Source organism: Pandoraea communis (assembly GCF_902459745.1).
GTDB classification, from domain to species: Bacteria; Pseudomonadota; Gammaproteobacteria; order Burkholderiales; family Burkholderiaceae; genus Pandoraea; species Pandoraea communis.
Window position 1 is genome coordinate 580,774 of sequence record NZ_CABPSJ010000002.1, and the last position, 19,436, is coordinate 600,209.

Below are 19,436 nucleotides of genomic sequence, written 5' to 3' on the forward strand. Positions count from 1 at the left end.
CGCGGCGCTCTTTCCCTTACCTCGCAACCGGCTATACCGGACGGTCGCAGTCTTCTGTGATTTTCGATGATGGACGGCGATGGACGACCAAGGCCCCTACATCCCCAACGCCTCAAGCCACGGAAATACGCTTCCCCCAGTCTTCCGCTCACGTCGCGACCGGTGTAACGCCACCGGCCGTTCACACGGCAAAAACTGACCGCGCCCTGGCACATCGGCAACGAATCCGGTATCGCGCTGCCACACGGCATCGCCGCGCGAAATCGTGATGCCCGGCCACGCGCGCACCAGACACCCCTCATACGGCGTGTAGTCAACGTTATGATGAAGATCCGCATTGCGGATAGGACGCGGCTCGAACGTGTCCCAAATCACCAGATCGGCGTCTGAGCCAATGGCGATCGTGCCTTTGCGCGGGTGCAGGCCATACAGCTTGGCCGGCCCGGTCGATGTCATCTCGACAAACCGGTTCACATCGATACGCCCCGCCAGCACGCCCTCGGAAAACAGCAGCGCGAGCCTCGTCTCCAGACCGGGGATGCCGTTCGGCACCTTGTCGAATGTGGCTTGCTCGCCGTACGCCTTCTTGCCATGCGGGCCATCGAAACGAAACGGCGCGTGGTCCGATGAAAAAACGCTGAACACACCATGATCGAGTGCGCGCCATACGGCGTTCTGGTTCGCCGCATCGCGCGGCGGCGGACTGCAAATGCACTTCGCGCCTTCGAAGCCTTCAAGGGCGAGATCGTCTTCGGTCAGGAACAGATACTGCGGGCAGGTTTCGGCGTAGATCGGCGCACCGCGCCACTGCGCCTGCTGGATCTGCTCGATCGCCTCGCGTCCGGATACGTGCACGATCAGCACAGGCGTATCGAGCATTTCCGATAGGGAAATCGCCCGGTGCGTCGCCTCGCGCTCGACCACCGGCACACGCGAGAGCGCGTGATACGACGGCGCCGTCAGGCCGCGCGCCAGCATGCGCTCCGTCAGCCAGGCGATGCAGTCGGCGTTCTCGGCATGGATCATCGTCATCGCCCGCTCGCGTCGCGCGATCGCCAACAGATCGAGGATCTGCCGGTCGTTCAGTTTGAGCGCGTCGTATGTCATATATATCTTGAACGACGTATAGCCACGCGCGATCAGGGCGGGCAGTTCGCGCTCCAACACATCCGGCGTAGGATCGGTAACGATCAGATGAAACGCGTAATCGATCAGCGCAAGCGCTTGCGCGCGCCGATGATAATCGTCGACGGCCGCCTGCAAGGTGCCGCCACGCTGCTGACAGGCAAATGGAATCACCGTCGTCGTACCGCCGCAGGCGGCCGAACGCGTGCCGCTTGCGAAGTCGTCGGCCATCACAGAGCCGTCTCCGGTCGGCTGGTCGAGATGGCAATGCGCGTCGACGCCGCCCGGCAGCACCCATCGCCCTGCCGCGTCGATCTCGCGCGCGCCGCGTGGCAACTGCGCGCCGAGCATGACGATCACGCCGTTGGCGATGCCGATGTCGGCGTTGAATACGTCGGAGCCCGTCGCGATGCGGGCGTTGCGCACGACGAGGTCGAGGCACACGTCATCGCTCATGCGACCTCCGTAAACAACCGCCCCCAACCGCGCACGCGCGACGGATCCGTGCCCGTCAGGCGCAGCGCCTTCCAGACCACGGTTGCAATCGTGTCGTACACCGGAATGCCAAGTGACTGCTCCAGTTCCTCGACGAGCGGTGCGCCCCGCAGGTTGGTGCAGAAGATCGTGATCGCATCCGGCTTCGCCTCGGCGACCTCGCGCACCATGCGGCGGATTTCGTCGTCGCTCACCTCGGAGAACGAGAAGTTGTCCTGCTTGCGCAAGTGCCGCTCCGCCACGCACTCGAAGCCGCTCGTCGCGTAGTTCGAGATAATGCGCTCCTGCACATCGTCGAGATACGGCGTGACGAGACCGAAACGGCGCACGCCGGTCATCGTGAAGATTTCGTTCAGCGCGAGCACCGAGGTGCAAGCCGGAATACCGGTGCGCTCAGTGATGCGCTCACATAGCCGTTCGTCGGCGTCGAAACCGAGCCAGCCGGACGAGGTGCCATTCCAGCCGATCACATCGAGCTTCGCGTGAGACAGCAATTCGGCGGCCGCGAGAATTTCGCTGTCGTCGAATTGCGAGAGCGCCTGTTGCGATAATGCTATCTCCGTGACACGAAAGCGACCGAAATGGGCGCTCGCTTCGGGCAGCCCGTCGAGCATGGAGGAAGTAACGGGCTCAAGCGTCGTATTCGACGACGGCGTGAGCATGCCAAGCAGAATGCGTGCAGTCATGTTGATCGATGCAAATGATTGATGGTCTCGATTATTGGAACAGGCGACCAGCGATCCGGGTCAGGCGGCCTCCCGCGCGAGCCGGTTGGCCGCTGCGGCTTCTTCGCGGATCAGCGCCAGCACGTGCCGCTTGAGATCGTTGAAACGCGGCGACGTGATATCGCGCGGCCGCGGCAAATCCACCGGAATCAGCTCGCGAATACGGCCGGGCCGATGCGTCATCACGGCGACCTGGGTGCCGAGCAGCAAGGCCTCATCGACGCTGTGAGTGACGAACACGATCGTCGAACGCGACTTCTGCCAGATCGTGACGAGTTCTTCCTGAATCTCCGACTTGGTCTGCGCGTCGAGCGCGGCAAACGGCTCGTCCATCAGAATCACGCCAGGATTGAGCAGCAACGCGCGCGCGATGCCGACGCGCTGACTCATCCCGCCCGACAGCTCCGCCGGATAGTGATGCTCGAAGCCCGTCAAGCCGACGAGGTCGATATACGGCTGGGCGAGCGCGTATCGCTCTTTCTTCGAGCGGCCCTGCAGTTTGTGATAGAACGCGACGTTCTCCCACACCGGCAACCACGGCATCAGCGTGGCCTGCTGGAAAACCATGCCGCGATCGGCACCGGGCGCATCCACCGCGCGGCCGGCGACGCGCACCGTGCCGCTGGTGGGCTTCTCGAAACCGGCGATCATATTGAGCAAGGTCGACTTCCCGCAGCCCGACGGGCCCAGCAGGCACAGCAACGCCTCTTTCTCCAGACTCAACGAAACGTGATCGAGCGTGACGAGGTTCGTGCCACGCTTCGCATCGGCGAAAACCTTGGTGATATCGTCGAATTCGACGTAGGACATGATCAGACTCCTTCGATTGCTCGCGTTCAGCGATGGCCGGCGTTAGCGCCGCGGTGTTGCCAGTGCAGCACGGCGCCCATCAGGCGCTTCATGCCGAGATCGGACAGGTAGCCCAGCAGGCCGATGCTCACCATCGCCGCGATCACGAGGTCGTAACGTAGGAAGTAATACGAGTCCCACAGCGCGTAGCCGAGTCCGCTCTTCACCGCGACCATTTCGGCGGTCACCGTCAGCATCCATGCCGAGCCGATCGCGATGCGCAAGCCGGCGAAGATGCTCGGCAGCGCAGCCGGCAGGATGATGAAGCGCAGCAATTGCAGTTGCGTCGAACCCATCATCGCGGCCGCTCGGATCAGGTTGCGATCGGCGGCTTTCACGCCGTGGATCGTGTTCATCAGAATGGGGAAGAACGCACCGAGAAACACAAGGAAAATCGCCGGCTTGTTGGCGATACCGAACCAGATGATCGCGAGCGGAATCCACGAGACTGGCGGAATCGGCCGCAGCATCTGCAGCGTCGGCTCCACGGCCTGTTCGACCCAGCGCCACCAGCCGATCGCAATGCCAAGCAGGATGCCGGACACGGCGGCGATCGCGTAGCCCGACAACACGCGCGTGAGGCTCGCTGCGGCGTCGAAGAACCAACGTCCGCTGTAGGATTGTGATGACCCGTCGGTCGCAAACAGCCAGTCGGCCCAGGTGACGATCACACGCGACGGCGCCGGCAGTAACGAGGCCGGAATGATTCCGGAGCGCGAAAACACTTCCCAGAACACGATCAGAACGACCGGCACGAAGCACCTGATGAAGCCGGCGCGCGCCTGTGCGCCCGACTTCGCGAACGTAAGCGCCAATTGGGTTCTCCGGTTGGCGAAGGCTGCGTCAGCAGGCTTTGCGGACGCGCCCGTGGCAGAAACTCGAGACATGAGTGTCCTCCTGACTTAGTAGCCCAACGCCGTCTTCGGCTGACCGGTTGCTTCGCTTAGAAAGGTGTAGTTCATGTTCTTTTCGATGCCGCCCGTCACATCCGTCGAGACGTAGCGCAGATCCTTCATCATCTTCGCGATGGCGACCGTCTGTGTGCGGTACATGTGGTAGTCCGGATAGGCGTTCTTCAGCGACTCGATGGCCACCGTTTTATCGAGCGCGGTGTACTTCTTGATCGAATCGAGCCAGGCCGTTTTATCGGTCTTCAGACTGTCGACCATCTTGACCACCGCAGCGACCGTCGCCCTCACCTCTTCCGGGTGATCCTTAATCATGTCCGAGCGCGTGACGATCAGATTGCTGAGCTTGCCGGCGGCCTGCTCGTACGGGAAGTTGAAGAGCTTGCCCGCGCCGGACAAACGAATCTGCGACGCGAACGGTTCAACCGAGCAGACCAGATCGATCTCGCCGCGCTGCAATGCGCCCACGTGGTCGGCCGGATTCGGGATGTTAATGAACTGCACGTCCTTGTTCGGATCGATACCGTGCATCTGCAATTCGCCGCGCATGTGCAGGTCTTGTGCGTTGCCGCGCGAGGCGGCGATCTTCAACGGCGTGCCCTTCGCCTTGGCATCGTCGACAAGTTTTTTCAAGCCTGCCCAGTCGTCCTGCTTCAGGTTGAGCCCGTTGCGCATCACGATCGCAGAGCCGCCGTTCACTTGACCCGATACCGCGACCACGTCGAGCCCGCGATCCAGCGCGGTGACGAAATGCAGATACGTGACCTGTGCGATGTCGACGCTGCGAGAGACGAGCGCGGTCAGCACGTCATTGCCGGAAGTGAAGTTGATGGCGTCGATCTTCACGGTTTTCGTGAACTGCGGCACCAGCGCCATCGACAGACACTGCGCGCATTTCGCAAAACCGAGTTTCACTTCCGGCGCCGCACCGCTGGACTGCGCATGAACCGGTGACGTGATGGCGAGGCCGACAAACGCGGCAACGAGCAATGCTTGACGAAACATGGATGCTTCTCCTCGAATATGTCCGCCGGGTGGCGTGCCGAAGTCATACGCAATATTTGTGCCAACAATATTATGACGTTTTGTATGCAAAATTTATTGACTATGTATTCGCTTTGCAGGCTTTGCGAAATGCCCGGCACGAGCCGTAGTCGAATAAGCGTTCACTGACCGAACAAGTGGCGGCACTTCCATCCGCAGTGTTTCGCGGTGGTGCGCCTGGTGCTGCATCGCGGTGCACGCTTCCCAGGTTGGGGCAAAGCGACCGCGAGTACCGTCATGGTCAGACGTCCTTATGTACACAAAAATATCGCCGATTGTTCTATCATTGCCCCAGACATCCAGTGACGAGACCTATCTTGCCCCGTACATCTACGCCACCCGCCAGCAGAAGCACCGAACCTCGAACGCCTTATTCGAACGAGGAGATTTACGCGCGCATCCAGAAGGCAGTGCTGGAACATCGGCTCGCGCCCGGCACCAAACTGATCGAAGAAAGGCTTGCGGAAGTTTCCGGCGTGAGCCGCACAAAGATACGTGAGGTATTGAACAAGCTCGCCCATGAGGGGCTCGTCACACTGGTGCCGAATCGCGGCGCGTTTATCGCGAGCCCGAGCGTCGAGCAGGCGCGTGACGTGTTCGTCACACGCCGCATGATCGAGCCGGAGATGGCACGTCTCCTTAGCGAACAGGCAACGCCCGCACAGGTCCGGGCGCTACGCAAACACGTCAAGCTCGAAGGCGACGCACGCAAGCGCAACGACAGGCCGGCGATCATCCGGCTGTCGGGGGAATTCCACGTATTGGTCGCCGAGATGGTCGGCAATGAGATTCTGGTACGCATGATGCGCGAACTCGCGCCGCTCACGTGCCTGGTGATCACCCTTTATGACAAACCGAACGCACCGGCCTGTCCGCATCACGAGCACGACGATCTGATCGACGCGATCGAAGCGCACGACGGAGCACGCGCGGCCGCGTGCATGCTTGAACATCTGCAGCATATCGAGGCGACGTTGAACTTCGGGGTGATTAAGGAGGCTTCGCCGGATATCGAGGCGATCTTTTCCTGAGACGTTGACATACGGTTTCGCAAGTGGGGGGGGGGGGGGGGGAAGCGTTGGCCGCTGGAGATAGCCCCCCCCAAAAAAGAACGGTAGCGCGTAATCGACGCACCCAATGCGTCTGGCGCGTCGACGTCAGCGATGGGAAGGCTTGATGTTCTGGTTGTGACGGAACAGGTTGTGCGGGTCATATCGGGTTTTCGCTGCGACGAGACGCTCGTAGTTCGGACCATAGGCGGCACCGATACGCTCCGCTTCGTCCTGCGTCAGGAAGTTGACGTACGCGCTACCTAGCGCAAAGGGCGCGGCCGCTTCGAAAAATGCGCGCGCCCATGCGATACATCGCGCATCGTCGTTCGCGTCGTCCCATCGTCCGTGCACGTTCATGACATATTGTGTATCGCGGCTCGGATAGGCCGTAGCATCCACCGGATAGCGAGCTGTCTGCCCCCCGATCTGCCCAAAGAAGATTTCGCATTGCGGCGACGGTAGCTTGCCAATGGCATCGATCAGCACGTCCAGCAACCCATCCGGCAATTCGGCGAGATTGTGCGATTTCCAGTAATTTCGGGCGCCGGGGGTCAACAGCGGATCGAACGCCTGTTGCCACATCGCATACGGCATCGGGCCGAGATGTTCTCCGTATGGGGTACCGAAGCGGCGCACGACCTCTAACGCTGCCGGGCCGTCTTCGAGAGCGCCGGTGTAACAGCTTGCAAAAGCGACAACCGGTTTTCCATGGACATCTTCCGGCAGGAACGGTAGCGGCGGTGCAAGGCGCAGCACAGCCCATACGGAGAGTGTGTCCGGCATTTCGTTCGCGGCAACGCGATATTTCTTGAGCGCCTCTTTCGCCTGCTCCATCGGCAGTACGACAAGGCCACCGAACACCTCCGGACCCACGGGGTGCAGCCGGAATTCGAACATCGTGACGACGCCGAAATTGCCTCCACCACCGCGAATCGCCCAGAAGAGGTCTTCATGCGTGTCGGCAGCGGCGTGAACCAGTTCCCCGTCGGCGGTGACGACATCCGCCGAGATGAGATTGTCGACCGTCATTCCGTATTTACGACTGAGCCAACCGAACCCGCCGCCGAGCGTCAAGCCCGACACGCCGGTAGTCGAGTTGATACCGAGCGGTGTCGCCAACCCGAACGCCTGTGCTTCGTGGTCGAAATCGCGAAGCGTGGCTCCTGGTTCAACGTAGGCGCGACGCGCAGCCGGATCGACACGCACCGATTTCATCGGCGACAGGTCGATCATCAGTCCGTCGTCGCAGACCGCCGTACCGGCGATGTTGTGCGCGCCTCCGCGCACGGCAAGCGGCAAGTTGTTATCGCGCGCGAAGGCCACCGCGCGGCGAACGTCAGCAACGCCGGCACAGCGCACGATCACCGCTGGGCGGCGGTCGATCATGGCATTCCAGAGACGTCGCGACTGATCGAAATCGACGTCCCCCGGCCGCAACACCTGGCCTCTGGTCGCCGCGCTTAGTGCTTCGATTGCATTGTTGGATAGCTTGGCCATGAAACACCTCATGCCGTGTGAACCATATCCGAGGCAATCACAGGGAGACTCGACAAATCTCGAAGGCTTTGCCCGCGTCAAAAGAGGACGACAATACGCGTCGCCATCGGTGACTCTGCGTCGCTAATCTGTGAAGAAGGCATTGTCGCCACGGCGACGATAGGCGGCTATGGTCAACGAGGATCAGGCGTTGGCAATTGAGGGAGTCATGTGAACGCTCGTCAATCGGACAGCGAGCGCTTTACCCGCGACGCGGTGCTTCTACTGGTGGGGTGCCGTCATGGAAAAGCGTCTTCAGTTGTGAACGCAACTCCGGCGAATCGGCATGCTTGTGAACCGTAACCGCATGCTGCACGGCCGCTTCCAGCAACTCGCTTTCGGAATCGGCGCTCAGCGCGACGGAGCAGTTCGTTTCGCTCGGGAATTCCCGGCAATCGATGTATTTGCGAGCCATGATTTTCTCCTCGTACGAAAAGAAATAGGCAGGGTTTGTGTGGATGACTGCGCGCAATGTTCCGCGAAGTCCGTTGAGCACCGTTGCGCCTCCTTTCCGCGAACGAAATCATTCAAAAAGTATAGGTCGCGGGTGGCGGATGTGAAGCGGCGCCGAGGCTACGGCGCCAGGCTCCGCAAACAAAGCCCATCGACACGTCGAGCGCGGATGAGGGGACAACCAAGACAGAGCAAAGCGAGATGGGTCTGGCCCGGCATGTGCGCGCTCAACAACCCAACGACGCCCGCCAAGTCGATCGTTCTTCTCGATGCCTCGGCGAGCCGTCCTGGCGATGATGTGGTTTTGTTAGCGACTATCCGCGGCTAACAAGGGGCTATGAAACGCTGACCGGTTCGGCACCCAGCGGCTGAGTCCCCTTCCCGAACGGGATGGTGAACCGAAAAAAGTCAGCTTGCCGCGACGTGCACTCAGATCAGCCCCGCATCGCGCATGCGATACCAACTGACAACCGCAGCAAGATACAGCTGCTGCAGACCATGGAGTGGTATCCGCGAGATCCGGGTCAGGGGAAAGGGCAACGCCCTCTCGTCGCGAGTGACATAGTAGCGAGCCAGCGCCGCTCCCATGGCCGTTTCGAGCGCCACGCCACGGCCCATGCAGCCAATATTGACGATCAAACCTGGTTCCGATTCATGCAGATGTGGTATGAAATCGCGTGTTATCGACACATGGCCGCACCATCTATGGTCAAACGCAATTCCCTGCAACTGCGGAAACATCTTCCAGACAGCGCGTTCGAGATGCGCCCAATCGCTTTTCAACCTGGGCTGACGGAATGGGCCTCGTCCGCCCATGAGCAAGCGGCCCGTATGATCCTTGCGGAAATACAGCAGCAGATTGCGAGTGTCCGACGATACATGCCCTTCGGGTAGCACGCTCGCTGCCTGCTCCGCCGTCAGCGGAACCGTGGAGAGCTGGTAAGAGTTCGGCGTGATTACCGTGCTGGCCAATTGCGGGGAGAGCTCGCGCGTGTAGGCGTTGGTGCATACCATCACGGTCTTTGCCAGCACGTGAGCCCCTTGCTTCGTGTCGACCTTCCACGCACTGCCTTCACGCCGCCAGCCGGTCACGTGGGTCAGGCCATGGACCTTCGCGCCAGCGCCGATCGCCACGCGGGCCAGCTCTCGCGCGTAGCTCAACGGCTGAAGTCCGCCGCCATGGGGATTCAGCCAGCCCCCCTTGTAAGCGTTCGTGCCCAGCAGTTGCTGGACGCCAGCGGCATCGAGAAGGCGGGCTCCCGTCATACCGCGCCGTGTCCACTGACTCATGCGCGTTTCGACCGTTTTCATTGCCTTTTCGTTATGGGCTCCCTGAACCCAGCCGTTGCGAACGTGCGGCACCGCCAGCTTCTCGGTCTCGATCAGCCTGAACACATGTTCCGTCGTCGATCCCGCGAAAGCGACCACCGCGCGCCCAGCCTCACCACCGAACTTCGCCTCCAGTTCGTCCGGATCGTACTTGAGGCCAGGAATAATCTGCCCGCCGTTGCGCCCGGAACCACCCCAGCCAGGCTCGCGAGATTCCAGCACGACAACGCTCACGCCGTGCTTGGCGAGATGGTAGGCGGCCGACAAGCCCGCGTAGCCGGCACCAATGATCGCAACGTCGGCCGTTGTGCTTTCGCCGAGCGCAGGCGTGGAGACGGCAGGCACCGCCGTATCGGCCCACAATGCTGGAGCCAAGGGAAAAAGGTTGCCGGACGTCCCGGATCCAGAATACTGAGAAGCGAGCTGACTTCGGTCGTCTACGCTTGACGTCTTGAAATTAGACATGCTCGATCACTCGTTTGAGAAAGTCCTGAGTACGCGGATGTTGCGGGTTGCCCAGCACTTCTTTGGCCGTCCCCTGCTCCACGATCATGCCCCCGTCGAGGAACAGCACGCGATCCGCAACGTCGCGCGCAAAACCCATCTCGTGCGTTACCACGATCATGGTCATTTGTTCGTCGGCGAGGCGTCGCATGACCGCAAGGACTTCGCCGACGAGTTCGGGATCCAGTGCCGAGGTTGGCTCGTCGAAGAGGATCGCCTTGGGTTGCATGGCAAGGGCCCGTGCAATGGCCACACGTTGCTGCTGACCGCCCGATAACTGCGTCGGATATACGTTTTCCTTGGCGGATAAGCCCACACGGTCGAGCAGGCTACGTCCGCGCTCGATCGCTTCCTTCTTCGGCTCGCCTTTGACAAATACCGGCCCCTCGATGACGTTTTCAAGCACAGTTCGGTGCGGGAACAGGTTGAATCGCTGAAATACCATCGATACGTTCGTGCGAATTTCCGCGATCGACCGGTGCGTCGCGTCGATCCTGCGCCCCTCGATCTCGATCGTGCCGCTCTGATATGTCTCAAGGCCATTGATGCAGCGGAGGATAGTCGACTTGCCCGACCCGGACGGCCCAATCAGGCAGACAACCTCACCCTTTGATACCGAGGCGGACACGCCCTTGATGACCTGAAGTGCGCCGTAACTCTTATGAACTTCCTGTAGCTCAATCATCTGCGTCCGCTCCCGAGCTTCTTTTCCATCCGACCGACGAGCAGGAACAGTGGAATACACATCACCAGATAGAGTGCCGCGACCAACGTGAAGACTGTCGCGTTCTGAAAAGTGGAAGTGGCAATCAATTTGCCTTGCATTGCCAGCTCGGCGACGGTGATGGTCGACGCCTGCGAGCTATCCTTGAGCATCATGATCATGGTGTTGCCGTAGGGCGGCAACGCAATGCGGAACGCCTGCGGCAGGATCACACGGCGCATCGTCATCGTGTGGCGCATGCCGATCGACTGAGCGGCTTCCAACTGCCCCCTATCGATCGCTTGAATGCCCGCGCGGAAATTCTCGGCCTGATATGCCGAATAGGCTATACCCAACCCGAAGATCGCCGCATTCAGCGCGCTTAGCGATATGCCAAGCTCCGGCAGAACGAAATAGATCACGAAGAGTTGGACAATGATCGGCACGCCACGCAGAAAATTGATGACGCAGCGTGCGATGAGATCAAGCGTGCGCACCCCGGATACGCGCATCAACGCCCATACCATGCCAAGCAGGGTCGAGAGGATGAGCGAGCCTACCGTGACGGCGATCGTCAGCTTCACCCCCCGCAAAAGAATCGGGAGGAATTCAACTGAATAATGGAAAAAATTTTGCATGAATCAAGGTCCTATTGCCGAAGCTCGCAGGAATGTGCCCGTAACAAACCGGCCCAAAGGCCGACGCGAAAATCGCGCCGGCGAGCCGGATGTCAGAATCCCCACTTCTTCACGATGGCGTAGATCCGGCCATCGGCTTTGACCTTGGCAATAGCGACGTTGAGCCTCGCGATGCGTTCCGGGTGTCCCTTTGCAACTGCGATACCGACTTGACCGGGCATGACAGCCTTATAGCTCGTGACGAGCCGCGTGTTGGAGAAGCCGCCGTGCGAGAGTTGATAGGCAACAATCGGAAAGTCGGCAACGCCAGCATCCAGGCGGCCGGTATTGACGTCGCGCATCAGATCCTGAAGCGTCTCGTAGACCCTGACTTCAGCGAACAGCCCCGAATCTTGAAGCGCTTTCAGAAACGGTGTCCCAATTTGCGCACCGACCACCTTTCCCTTCAGATCGGCCAGACTGACATAGTTCTTCGTGTCCGACTTCGGCACGATCACCCCTTCGCCATACTGATAAACGGGGTCGGTGAAATCGACAGCCTTGGCACGATCTGGCGTAATGAACATCGCCGCAGCAATCACGTCGATCTTGCCCGTCGTAAGCGAGGGAATGAGCGCCGACCACGCAAGCGGCACGGTCGTGACGTCGTAACCAGCCTCCTTGGCAACCGCGGCCATGATATCGACCATAACGCCGGTGATTTTTTCAGTCGACGTGTCGAGGAAGGTGAACGGTACCCCGGTGGGCGTTGAGCCCACCTTCAATGTCTCGGCGCTAGCGGCGCCGCTCGAGATAACCCCCGCGACCAGAGCGACGCCCACCAAAAACTTGCTCAGCTTTTTCATTTCCAAAGTCCTTCTTCAGAGTCGTTAGTGCAAACGCCTATCGCGCGAGCGGCGAGGACACGCCGTCAGGAAGCAATCAGGCGTGACCGAACGTGCCAATTGGCGATAGAACTCCGAAGCAATCGAAGGCATGGTCGGCATGCAAGCAATGTATATCGGCAGCCCTGATTGCCTAACTGATGGTCGGCCTTTTTGTCAGAGACGGCGCGTATTCCAAACGCGCTGGGTATACAATTACAAATAAGAAAAAAGAAAACAAGCGAAAATAATGCGTTTTAATTACTCGTTTACGATGCTTGTATATTTTCGGTATACACGCAATGTGCAAGAATGGACCGACCAATGGCTATAGCGAGGGAAGCAATGTCTGAAAATGGCGTGATCCCGGAAGTTGTGGGGCAGCGGCCGCTAGGCGGCAACGTTTACACGAGCATCAAAAAAGACATCTTGGAAATGCGATTGCTGGCGGGTACTCCAGTGCAGGAGGTCGAACTGGCGTCAAATTACGGTGTTAGCCGCACGCCGGTGCGCGAAGCACTCCGCCAGTTGCTCGATGACGGCCTCATCGAACGCGATGGCCGCTTCTATCAAGTGAAGGAGCTGACGCCCAGCGATATCCGCGACCTCTATGAAGTGCGCGAGAGCCTGGAAGCGACTGCCGTGCGGCTATGCGTAGAACGCGCTGACGACTCCCTCATTGACCGGCTGCGAAAACTGATTGCCGAACAGAACGACGCCTTCAAAAGCGCCGATCTGCAGCGGTTCTCGGCGCTTGATACGGCGTTCCATCTGACAATCGCGGAGGGCGCGGGCAATGCACTTCTGCTACAGCAATTGACGGTCATACATGAAAAGAGTTGCCTGACACGCGGCCGTGAATACGGTGCACCGAACTGGATCGAATATTCGATCGACGAGCATTCTCGTGTGCTTAGTGCACTCGAGCGGCGCGACGAGACAATCGGTGTTGCAGAGATGATTTATCACATTCGGGGCGTCGTCGACCTTCACTACGGGCACCGTCGACGCAAGGCATAGCGTGCGGCGACATGCCAAACGGCGTGACGGAATCCGATTCGGAGCACTCCCCCCAACATCTACGACTGGCAATGTCGTGCGTCATCGTGATCGCCAATCAGCAGCCTGTGGTTGGAGCACGCCAACGGCGTTGACATGCCCCCGTCAGCACGCGCCCCGGCCCGAGACAATATCGTCAGAGAGCCGTGCTAGAACGGTGTCACTGTACGTTCGTCGCGCAAGAAAAACACGTGCAAATAATGCACAAATGCTCGACAAAATTGCACTTTATGACTTGATTTCTCCGTGCTATTTTTCGCACACCCGAGAGGAAATCACCTGATTTCAAAAAATATCGGAACCCTAAATATATAAATTCACCCAGATGTCGCAGCGCCGGATAAACGCTCGTCCAAATGGCGTCACATTTCGCATCGATTTGTGAGGCGTGTTGAAGTTCAATCATTGAAAGCGTGGCGATCGCTTCAGTCTCGACGGCTCGCCGATACCCCATATTCGCCCCGGTGCGGCGTTTCTTCAGAGAGAAATGTAGTCATGCGCAATGCAAACGTAGAACGGCTGTTACTGGAGCTCCTCGGCCTCGAGAAAGCCGAGCGCCTGTTCTCAACGCTCAACATGCCGTCCGCCATACAAGACTGGGAAGCTGGCACGGTCACGCGCGCCGAACTCGCTCAGGCCATGAACATGGCACTGTTTGACGACCTGCTGCAACGCTCGCCGAACGGATACGCCTACACGACAGAAGCCGTGGCGAACGGTGGCTCGGTGTATTTCGATCACGGTGCGTTGCGCACTGTTCGCTGGCCGCATCACGGAGCGTTGCCGCCGGGGGAAGCGGCTTTCACGAGAATTCTGCGTCCGCTGGGATTCCGGCTCAATGGGCGCTATCCGCTGGACAAACTTGGGATGACAGGCCGAGCTTACGCGCACGAAGATGCGCCCGATGAGATCGCGCAGTTTTTCGTCAGCGAGTTGCACCCCGAGCGATTCTCGCCGGCGTTCCAAGCCGCGGTGACCAACGTTCTCGAATCATCGAAGGACCCACTGACGCCAATTGCCGTTTCGCAACTGTCGGAGCTCGAACGCGACGGCTCGCTGCCGCTTGCGACGGCGCAGGCGCCGTTGCCTGTGGTCGTCGGCGCGTTCGCCCGCCAGCACGACAATCCCAGCGAAGTGGACTATGAGACGCTATTGCGAGAGTCGGCCGAGATGGCGTGGATCGCGACGGAAGGAAACGCCTTCAATCATGCCACCGATCGCGTAGACGACGTGTTCGCGTTATCGGATGCCGAGAAGGCGAAGGGCCGTCCGATGAAGCCGGATGTTGAGCAGTCTCGCTCGGGGCGGGTTTTCCAAACGGCCTATCGCGCAGACACGATAAAGCGCGAATTCAAGTCCGCCGACGGTAAAACCGTAACGCGGGACGTGCCAGGTTCGTTCTATGAACTCATCACGCGCAAACGCGAATTCGACAAAGCAGAACGAGCCTGGAAGACCGACCTGCGCTTCGATGCCGGCAATGCAACCGGCATCTTCAAGATGACCGCCAACGGCGCCAAGTGACGTGAAAGAAGCCACTCCTTTTCAAGCAAGCAAGCGCTTGCTTCAGACAGTTGAAGCCGAGCTTCGGACGGCGATTCGAGGCGAAGTCCGTTTCGATGCCGGGTCAAAGGCCGCCTACGCGTCTGACGCATCGAACTATCGCCAGATTCCTCTTGGCGTTGTCGTTCCCGCAGATGTCGATGACCTCGCAGCGGCACTGGATGTGTGTCGCAGAATGGATGTTCCATTTCTGACACGCGGCGGCGGCACGTCGCAAAACGGGCAGTGCGTGAATGTGGCGGTCGTGGCGGACGCAAGCAAGTACGTGAACCGGGTCGTCTCAGTCGACCCCGAGAGTCGATCGGCAATCGTTGAGCCTGGCGTCGTCTGCGACACCCTGCGCGACGCGGCAGAGGCACACGGCCTCACGTTCGCGCCGGATCCGGCGACCCACAGTCGCTGCACGCTTGGCGGAATGATTGCGAACAACTCGTGCGGCGCGCATAGCGTAATGGCGGGCAAGACGGTCGAGAACGTCGAGGCGCTCGAAATTGCCACTTACGATGGCGCGCGGTTCTGGGTTGGGCCTACGACCGAAGCCCAACTCGAGGACATCATCTTGCAAGGTGGACGGCGCGGCGATATCTACCGCAAGCTTCGCGATCTTCGAGACCGGTACGCGAAGCGCATTCGCGCCGAGTTCCCGCAGATAAAGCGACGAGTGTCGGGCTTCAATCTCGACCAGCTTCTGCCTGAGAATGGGTTCAATGTCGCGCGCGCGCTGGTTGGCACGGAGGGAACTTGCGCGGTCACGCTTCGGGCGAAAGTTCGTCTCGTGCATAGCCCGTCATGTCGTGTACTGCTCGTTCTCGGGTTCCACGATATCTATACGGCGGCCGACGCCGTGGTTCATTTCAATCGCTTCTCCCCGATAGCCATCGAAGGGCTCGACCGGGCTATCATCCGCGGACTGCAGGCGCGCTCGCTGAAGACCGACGAAATAGCGTTGTTGCCGCCAGGGGATGCATGGGTTGTGCTGGAGTTCGGCGCAGACACGTTGCCCGATGCCGTCAGGCAGGCCAACGACGCCCACGCGTACTTTTCGGCCGGCCGGGGTGGCCCCGGCGTCACCGGGTTCGTCGTCGAGGAAAGGGCGAAGCAACAGAAGATTTGGTCGATCCGGGAGACCGGCGCTTCTGCTGTGGCATTGTCGATCGACCCGTCGACGCCAGATCCGATGATCGGTTGGGAAGATGCGGCGGTCGACCCGTTGCGACTTGGCGATTATCTTCGGCAGTTTCAGGCGCTTGTCGACCGCTATGGCTACGAAACCTCTCTCTACGGCCACTTCGGCGACGGCTGTGTTCATGCGCGCATTAGCTTCGACGTGCGCTCCGCGCAAGGCGTGTTGACGTGGCGAAGCTTCCTGCGGGAGGCAGCGCAGCTCGTTGTCGACTTTGGAGGCTCATTATCCGGCGAGCATGGCGATGGTCAGGCAAAAGCCGAATTTCTGCCCATTATGTACGGCCCGGAAATCATGCGGGCGATGGAGGAATTCAAAGCTATCTGGGATCCGGCAAACCGGTTGAATCCGGGTAAGGTCGTGAACGCCTATCGTGCCGACGAGAATCTGCGGATGGGGCCGTCTTACAAGCCAGTCACTTTGACGACCAAACTGAACTTCACCAGCCCGGAAGGAGACGGCCTTCAACGCGCAGTCGAGCGGTGCATCGGGATGGGAAAATGCCGGTCGCTCGATAGCGGCACGATGTGCCCCAGCTTCCGCGCCACGAGAGAGGAGATGTACTCCACACGTGGTCGCGCGCATCTGCTCTGGGAAATGCTCCAGGGCGAAGTCATTACGGACGGATGGAACAGCCGGGAAGTGAAGGAAGCGCTCGACGGCTGTCTTGCCTGTAAGGGATGCCGGTCGGAATGTCCGACGCATACGGACATGGCGTCATACAAGGCGGAGTTCCTTTCACACTACTACGAAAACCATCGGCGTCCGAGGCAGGCGATGGTCATGGGGAGAATCGGGCAATGGGCGCCCCTGGCAAGTCGTCTTCCGCGATTGACGAACTTCCTGATTTCAAGTCCCCCCTTTGCTCGTATCGGCAAATGGTTTGCCGGCGTCGCGCCCCAGCGCAATCTGCCTGCATTTGCACCACGTACGTTCAGGGCGCTGGCGAGCCGTCGAGGCGCGGCGAGAGGCCGCAACGTTTCGAACCCGTCCAAGCGGGTCATTTTATGGATCGATACGTTCAACGATCACTTTTCTCCGGAGATCGCTACGGCCGCGCATGATGTCTTGACCCGGATCGGCTATGAAGTGGTAGTACCACGCAAGCGGTTGTGCTGCGGCCGTCCGCTTTACGACTACGGACTTCTGGACGCGGCGAAATCACTGCTGCGCAGCGCCGTCGATGAACTGGCAAGCGATGTCCGGGCAGGTGTGCCCGTCATCGGGCTGGAGCCCGGCTGCCTGTCCGTCTTTAAGGACGAATTGCTCAAGCAATTGCCCGATGACACGATGGCAAAGATGCTATCGGAGCAGACATTCCTTTTCTCGGATTTTGTGGCCCGCGCAGACTTCGACTGGCCGAAGCTCGACGCTAAAGTGGTCGTGCATGGGCACTGCCACCAAACGTCACTGTTCGGCATGAAAGGAGACACAACGTTGCTGGACAAGCTCGGCGTGACGTGGGAACTGCTCGACACGGGATGCTGCGGAATGGCGGGATCGTTCGGATTTAGTGCGAAACACTATGATCTATCGATGAAAATCGCTGAAAGCAAGCTGCTTCCCTTGGTGCGCAACGCGCCGGCAGACACCGTCATTCTGACCAACGGATTCAGTTGTCGCGAGCAGATAGCACACGGCACAGGAAAAACGCCAATGCACGTCGCCCAACTCGCATCTAAAGCCCTGGCGACAACGACACCCGTTGCGCCAACGGTGGGCTCGCCTGCGAGCGAGTTGACGCGAGCATCGTAAGACGGCACATCACCGTAAATCTCTCAGACGCGCCAGAGGACCTTCGTGTCCTTCTGGCGTCGTCGATACCACCGGGTAGCCCATCGATTTTTCAATGTGACGGCATGCTTTGCCCGCTCCGCACGGTGTAAGCCATCAGCGTCACCATTTGACCGTAACCGCCTTCGAAACCAGATACGGCTCTAACGCTTCCGAGCCACCTTCGGAGCCGTAGCCCGAATCCATTACGCCCCCGAACGGCATCTCCGGCCAAGGCGTCGCGGCTTGATTGATCCACAGCATGCCGACGTTCAGATCCTTGGAGATTTTCTGAATATCTTTCAAGCGCTGAGCGAAGGCGTATCCCGCCAAACCAAAAGGCAATCGGTTGGCTTCGGCGATTGCCTCGTCCAATGTCTCGAAACCTCGGACGGCTGCAATAGGGCCAAACGGTTCATCATTCAGCACCGATGCCGCCAACGGAACGTCGGCAAGCACCGTCGGCGCGAAAAAATTCCCGCGCGTCCCGACTTGATAGCCGCCGGTTGCGACGGTCGCGCCAACGCGACGAGCGTCGTCAACGATGGCTTTCATAGCAGATAACCGCCGTTCGTTCGCCAAGGGGCCTAGCGACGTCCCCTCGGAAAGACCGTCGCCAAGCTGCAACTGATCGGCGTATCGAACGAGCGCCGCCGTGAAATCGCTGCGCAAACTGTTATGCACCAGAAACCGCGTCGGCGAAATACATACTTGGCCGGCGTTGCGAAACTTCGACGCGCCCAGAACCCGCACCGCCTCATCGACGTCTGCGTCCGCAGCAATGATAACGGGCGCATGACCGCCTAGCTCCATTGTCGCGCGCTTCATATGCCGGCCAGCGAGGCCGGCCAGATGTTTGCCGACTTCGGTGGAGCCGGTGAATGTGATCTTGCGAATGATTGGGTGGGAAATCAGAAACTGCGACACTTCGCCCGGATCGCCGAATACCAGCCCGATGGCGCCATCGGGCACTCCGGCGTCAGCGAATGCGCCGATGAGTGCTGCCGCAGACGCCGGTGTTTCCTCGGGAGCCTTCACGATGAACGAACAGCCGGTCGTCAGCGCGGCGGACAGCTTTCTGGTGATCTGATTGACCGGGAAATTCCAAGGGGTAAATGCCGCGACGGGGCCAACCGGTTCTTTCTGGACAGTTTGCTGAACGTTTGCACTTCGCGGCGGGACGATCCTTCCATAAATCCGCAATCCCTCATCCGCAAACCATTCGATGATGTCGGATGCGAAAGAAATCTCGACACGGGCCTCTCCGATCGGCTTACCTTGCTCTTGCGTTAGCAATCGGGCGATGTCGTCGCGACGCTCCCTCAAGAGCGCTGCCGCACGTCGCATAATCTTCGCACGCTCGATGGCGGGAACGTTGCGCCATTCGGCGAAACCTCTGGCGGCGGCAGAGACCGCCCGCTCGAGATCGTCTTTCGTCGCCCGTGCGACAAAGCCGATCGTCTCGCCTGTCGAAGGGTTTGTCACGGCGATCGTCGCACCGTCAAGTGCATCACACCATTGACCGTCGATGAATAATTTCGTATCGATGTAGCTCATGTCACACCCCTGTATTTACGCTGTCTCACAACGGCGGGCACCGCGTGCACGCGAGCATCCGTTTGTTAATAAGGAGG

Annotated in this window: 16 protein-coding genes; 4 read left to right on the forward strand and 12 right to left on the reverse strand. The window is 59.8% G+C overall.

What is annotated here, in order from left to right; translation table 11 throughout:
• Positions 1 to 96: 96 nt before the first annotated feature.
• From hydA to PCO31110_RS09160, 5 genes are read right to left on the reverse strand one after another with little or no spacing between them, the layout of a single operon-like run.
• Complete coding sequence (gene hydA, locus PCO31110_RS09140; RefSeq protein WP_150690217.1) at positions 97 to 1,581, reverse strand: dihydropyrimidinase; 1,485 nt, start codon at positions 1,579 to 1,581, stop codon at positions 97 to 99.
• Entirely contained in the window at positions 1,578 to 2,306 is a 729-nt protein-coding gene (locus PCO31110_RS09145) for a maleate cis-trans isomerase family protein (RefSeq protein ID WP_010806128.1), read from the reverse strand. Before PCO31110_RS09145 ends, hydA begins: the two co-directional genes overlap by 4 nt.
• Before the next feature lie 60 nt (positions 2,307 to 2,366).
• Entirely contained in the window at positions 2,367 to 3,155 is a 789-nt protein-coding gene (locus PCO31110_RS09150) for an ABC transporter ATP-binding protein (RefSeq protein WP_010806129.1), read from the reverse strand.
• 26 nt (positions 3,156 to 3,181) lie between these two features.
• Positions 3,182 to 4,081, reverse strand: a complete 900-nt coding sequence (locus PCO31110_RS09155) for an ABC transporter permease (RefSeq protein ID WP_081636158.1) — start codon at positions 4,079 to 4,081, stop codon at positions 3,182 to 3,184.
• Between the two features lie 15 nt (positions 4,082 to 4,096).
• A complete protein-coding gene (locus tag PCO31110_RS09160) occupies positions 4,097 to 5,107 on the reverse strand; it encodes an ABC transporter substrate-binding protein (protein WP_010806131.1) in 1,011 nt (336 codons plus the stop codon).
• A 356-nt stretch (positions 5,108 to 5,463) separates the two neighbouring features.
• Here PCO31110_RS09160 and PCO31110_RS09165 point away from each other — a divergent pair, with 356 nt between their 5' ends.
• Positions 5,464 to 6,177: a GntR family transcriptional regulator gene (locus PCO31110_RS09165; protein ID WP_174979428.1), complete on the forward strand. Its 714-nt coding sequence runs from the start codon at positions 5,464 to 5,466 to the stop codon at positions 6,175 to 6,177.
• 126 nt (positions 6,178 to 6,303) lie between these two features.
• Here PCO31110_RS09165 and PCO31110_RS09170 read toward each other — a convergent pair whose 3' ends face one another.
• The 6 genes from PCO31110_RS09170 to PCO31110_RS09195 all read right to left on the reverse strand — a co-directional run bounded on the left by PCO31110_RS09170 (position 6,304) and on the right by PCO31110_RS09195 (position 12,206).
• On the reverse strand, positions 6,304 to 7,695 hold the full coding sequence (locus PCO31110_RS09170) for an FAD-binding oxidoreductase (protein ID WP_010806133.1): 1,392 nt from the start codon (positions 7,693 to 7,695) through the stop codon (positions 6,304 to 6,306).
• Between the two features lie 241 nt (positions 7,696 to 7,936).
• The gene (locus tag PCO31110_RS09175; RefSeq protein WP_010806134.1) at positions 7,937 to 8,149 is read right to left on the reverse strand and encodes a DUF1059 domain-containing protein; all 213 of its coding nucleotides are present in this window, start codon (positions 8,147 to 8,149) and stop codon (positions 7,937 to 7,939) included.
• Between the two features lie 467 nt (positions 8,150 to 8,616).
• Positions 8,617 to 9,981: an FAD-binding oxidoreductase gene (locus PCO31110_RS09180; protein WP_150690218.1), complete on the reverse strand. Its 1,365-nt coding sequence runs from the start codon at positions 9,979 to 9,981 to the stop codon at positions 8,617 to 8,619.
• Positions 9,974 to 10,705 carry an amino acid ABC transporter ATP-binding protein gene (locus tag PCO31110_RS09185; protein ID WP_150583960.1) on the reverse strand — a complete coding sequence of 244 codons (732 nt, stop codon included), beginning with the start codon at positions 10,703 to 10,705 and terminating at the stop codon, positions 9,974 to 9,976. The genes PCO31110_RS09180 and PCO31110_RS09185 overlap by 8 nt, the downstream gene beginning before the upstream one ends.
• Positions 10,702 to 11,361, reverse strand: a complete 660-nt coding sequence (locus PCO31110_RS09190) for an amino acid ABC transporter permease (protein ID WP_150690219.1) — start codon at positions 11,359 to 11,361, stop codon at positions 10,702 to 10,704. The genes PCO31110_RS09185 and PCO31110_RS09190 overlap by 4 nt, the downstream gene beginning before the upstream one ends.
• A gap of 92 nt (positions 11,362 to 11,453) precedes the next feature.
• Positions 11,454 to 12,206: an ABC transporter substrate-binding protein gene (locus PCO31110_RS09195; protein WP_150690220.1), complete on the reverse strand. Its 753-nt coding sequence runs from the start codon at positions 12,204 to 12,206 to the stop codon at positions 11,454 to 11,456.
• A gap of 363 nt (positions 12,207 to 12,569) precedes the next feature.
• Between PCO31110_RS09195 and PCO31110_RS09200 the strand changes: the two genes are divergently transcribed.
• From PCO31110_RS09200 to PCO31110_RS09210, 3 genes are all read left to right on the forward strand, one after another.
• Complete coding sequence (locus tag PCO31110_RS09200; protein WP_174979431.1) at positions 12,570 to 13,244, forward strand: GntR family transcriptional regulator; 675 nt, start codon at positions 12,570 to 12,572, stop codon at positions 13,242 to 13,244.
• Between the two features lie 534 nt (positions 13,245 to 13,778).
• Complete coding sequence (locus PCO31110_RS09205; RefSeq protein WP_150690418.1) at positions 13,779 to 14,807, forward strand: DUF1338 domain-containing protein; 1,029 nt, start codon at positions 13,779 to 13,781, stop codon at positions 14,805 to 14,807.
• Position 14,808: 1 nt separating this feature from the next.
• Positions 14,809 to 17,784, forward strand: a complete 2,976-nt coding sequence (locus tag PCO31110_RS09210) for an FAD-binding and (Fe-S)-binding domain-containing protein (RefSeq protein WP_150690222.1) — start codon at positions 14,809 to 14,811, stop codon at positions 17,782 to 17,784.
• 141 nt (positions 17,785 to 17,925) lie between these two features.
• Here PCO31110_RS09210 and PCO31110_RS09215 read toward each other — a convergent pair whose 3' ends face one another.
• The gene (locus tag PCO31110_RS09215) at positions 17,926 to 19,359 is read right to left on the reverse strand and encodes an NAD-dependent succinate-semialdehyde dehydrogenase (protein WP_150690223.1); all 1,434 of its coding nucleotides are present in this window, start codon (positions 19,357 to 19,359) and stop codon (positions 17,926 to 17,928) included.
• Between the last annotated feature and the right edge of the window lie 77 nt (positions 19,360 to 19,436).

What these genes read in the sequence shown, in the direction of transcription:
- PCO31110_RS09145 (WP_010806128.1), bottom strand. Translation starts at nt 2,306, where the DNA reads ATGACTGCACGCATTCTGCTTGGCATGCTCACGCCGTCGTCGAATACG.
- PCO31110_RS09150 (WP_010806129.1), bottom strand. Translation starts at nt 3,155, where the DNA reads ATGTCCTACGTCGAATTCGACGATATCACCAAGGTTTTCGCCGATGCG.
- PCO31110_RS09155 (WP_081636158.1), bottom strand. Translation starts at nt 4,081, where the DNA reads ATGTCTCGAGTTTCTGCCACGGGCGCGTCCGCAAAGCCTGCTGACGCA.
- PCO31110_RS09190 (WP_150690219.1), bottom strand. Translation starts at nt 11,361, where the DNA reads ATGCAAAATTTTTTCCATTATTCAGTTGAATTCCTCCCGATTCTTTTG.
- PCO31110_RS09200 (WP_174979431.1), top strand. Translation starts at nt 12,570, where the DNA reads ATGTCTGAAAATGGCGTGATCCCGGAAGTTGTGGGGCAGCGGCCGCTA.
- PCO31110_RS09185 (WP_150583960.1), bottom strand. Translation starts at nt 10,705, where the DNA reads ATGATTGAGCTACAGGAAGTTCATAAGAGTTACGGCGCACTTCAGGTC.
- PCO31110_RS09215 (WP_150690223.1), bottom strand. Translation starts at nt 19,359, where the DNA reads ATGAGCTACATCGATACGAAATTATTCATCGACGGTCAATGGTGTGAT.
- PCO31110_RS09170 (WP_010806133.1), bottom strand. Translation starts at nt 7,695, where the DNA reads ATGGCCAAGCTATCCAACAATGCAATCGAAGCACTAAGCGCGGCGACC.
- PCO31110_RS09205 (WP_150690418.1), top strand. Translation starts at nt 13,779, where the DNA reads ATGCGCAATGCAAACGTAGAACGGCTGTTACTGGAGCTCCTCGGCCTC.
- PCO31110_RS09180 (WP_150690218.1), bottom strand. Translation starts at nt 9,981, where the DNA reads ATGTCTAATTTCAAGACGTCAAGCGTAGACGACCGAAGTCAGCTCGCT.
- PCO31110_RS09175 (WP_010806134.1), bottom strand. Translation starts at nt 8,149, where the DNA reads ATGGCTCGCAAATACATCGATTGCCGGGAATTCCCGAGCGAAACGAAC.
- PCO31110_RS09160 (WP_010806131.1), bottom strand. Translation starts at nt 5,107, where the DNA reads ATGTTTCGTCAAGCATTGCTCGTTGCCGCGTTTGTCGGCCTCGCCATC.
- PCO31110_RS09195 (WP_150690220.1), bottom strand. Translation starts at nt 12,206, where the DNA reads ATGAAAAAGCTGAGCAAGTTTTTGGTGGGCGTCGCTCTGGTCGCGGGG.
- hydA (WP_150690217.1), bottom strand. Translation starts at nt 1,581, where the DNA reads ATGAGCGATGACGTGTGCCTCGACCTCGTCGTGCGCAACGCCCGCATC.